2 protein-coding genes are annotated in these 2,244 nt (G+C 45.1%); both read left to right on the forward strand.

Going from position 1 to position 2,244, the window contains the following annotated elements; translation table 11 throughout:
* The coding region (locus AC29Z1_RS09930; RefSeq protein WP_488271304.1) for a methylaspartate mutase subunit E at positions 1–1,444 on the forward strand (1,444 nt) is incomplete at its 5' end.
* Between the two features lie 177 nt (positions 1,445–1,621).
* Positions 1,622–2,244, forward strand: a 623-nt coding sequence (locus tag AC29Z1_RS09935) for a methylaspartate ammonia-lyase (RefSeq protein ID WP_488271305.1), incomplete at its 3' end; no start/stop codon positions are given.

Consider the following 2,244-nt stretch of genomic DNA (forward strand, 5'->3'; position numbering starts at 1 on the left):
ACTTAAAAATAAAAAGTGGACGCATGACGAGTTTAACGCCATTCGCGAGGAAGTTCTCAAAACCTGGCCGACTGGCGAAGGTGTAAATTTTGAAGAAGCTATCAAATATCACGAGAATATCCCAGCCAAGCGTCAATTTGCTAAACGTCTGATCAAAGCTAAACAAAATGGTGAAACGCTCACTCAGCCACGCGCTGGCGTAGCGCTCATCGATGAGCATATTAACCTTCTGAATTTCCTCAGAACCGAAGGCGAAGCTGATTTACTGCCAACAACCATCGACAGCTATACTCGTCAAAACCAATACAAAGAAGCGCAAAATGGTATTGAGGAAAGTCTCAAGGCTGGCCGCTCACTGCTTAACGGCTTCCCGGCTGTTAACCATGGGGTTGAAGGTGTGCGTCGTGTTGTTGAAAGCGTAGATGGCCCGCTGCAAGTCCGTCATGGTACTCCGGATGCCCGTTTGCTGTGTGAAATTACTCTAGCTGCTGGTTATACCTCTTTCGAGGGCGGCGGTATTTCTTACAATATTCCATACGCTAAGAGCGTTTCGCTGGAAAAAACTATTTTAGACTGGCAGTATTGCGACCGTCTGACTGGTCTGTATGCTGAGCACGGAATCGAAATCAACCGCGAGCCATTCGGACCGCTTACTGGTACTCTAGTACCGCCTAGCATTTCCCACGCGGTTGCCATTATTGAAGGTATTCTTGCTGCTGAACAAGGTGTAAAAAATATTACCTTAGGTTATGGTCAGTGCGGTAACCTGATTCAAGACATTGCAGCAATCAAAGCTCTGGAAGAACTGGCTGACGAATACATGACCAAACATGGTTACACCGATACTATCCTTACCACTGTATTCCATCAATGGATGGGTGGATTCCCACAAGATGAAGCGAAAGCCTTTGCGGTTATTTCCTGGGGTGCAGCAGCTGCTGCATTAGCCAAAGCTACCAAAGTTATTGTTAAAACTCCGCATGAAGCTTTGGGTATTCCAACTAAGGAAGCCAATGCTGCAGGTCTCAGAACCACCAAGCAAATGATCAATATGCTTAAAGATCAAGTATTCCCAATGACCAAAGAACTTGAACTTGAAATCAACATGATCAAAGCCGAAACCCGCTGCATCCTTGACAAAGTATTCGAATTAGGTAATGGCGACTATGCGGTTGGTACTGTACGTGCTTTTGAAGCTGGCGTACTTGACATTCCGTTCGCTCCAAGCAAATTCAGCTTGAACAAAATTCTGCCAGCCCGTGACAATAATGGTGCTGTACGTCTGTTTGATGTTGGTAATCTGCCGTTCACACCAGATATTGTTGCTTTCCATAAGGACAAAATGGCTGAACGTGCCAAAGCAGAAGGCCGTGAGGCAAGCTTCCAGATGGTAATTGATGACATTTATGCCATCTCCAAAGGTAGACTGGTAGGCCGTCCTTAATAGAAATGTAGAGTTATTGATTGCTGCTATAGTGATCTAAAAAAGAAACGGGGGTGAGATTGCTGCGCTGCACTTGCATAACTACAGAAGGTATTTCTCGTCTGTTGTGTAAGACGCAAAGCAATCTCAACCTCGTACTATTATTCAAAATTTAACCATCTAAAGGAGAGTATATTTATGAAAATAGTTGACGTAGTTTGCGCAAAAGGTCGTACCGGTTTCTATTTTGACGATCAGCGGGCAATTAAAGCCGGTGCTGAACACGATGGTTTTACCTATATTGGCAAGCCGATTACTGAAGGCTTCAAATCGGTTCGTCAGGCCGGTGAAGCCGTATCTGTAATGCTTATTCTTGAAGACGGTCAAATCGCTTATGGCGACTGCGCAGCCGTTCAATACAGCGGTGCTGGCGGACGTGATCCTCTGTTCTTAGCTGAAGATTTTATTCCGGTTATTGAAAAAATGATTAAGCCTCGTCTGGTAGGACGTGAGCTGAACTCTTTCAGAGAACTTGCCGAAGAAATCGACAGCCTTAACGACGAAAACGGCAAACGCATCCACACTGCCCTCCGTTATGGCGTGACGCAAGCCATCCTTGACGCTGTAGCCAAAGCCAAAAAGCAGCTTATGTGCGAAGTGGTTGCCGCTGAGTACAATACTCAAGTAAGTGATAAACCTATTCCTATCTTCACTCAATCTGGCGACGACCGTTACAGCAATGTTGATAAAATGATTATTAAAGCCGCAGAAGTACTGCCGCATGGCCTTATCAACAATGTAAAAGAAAAACTGGGTGAAAA

It is taken from the genome of Sporomusa sp. (assembly GCF_057736855.1).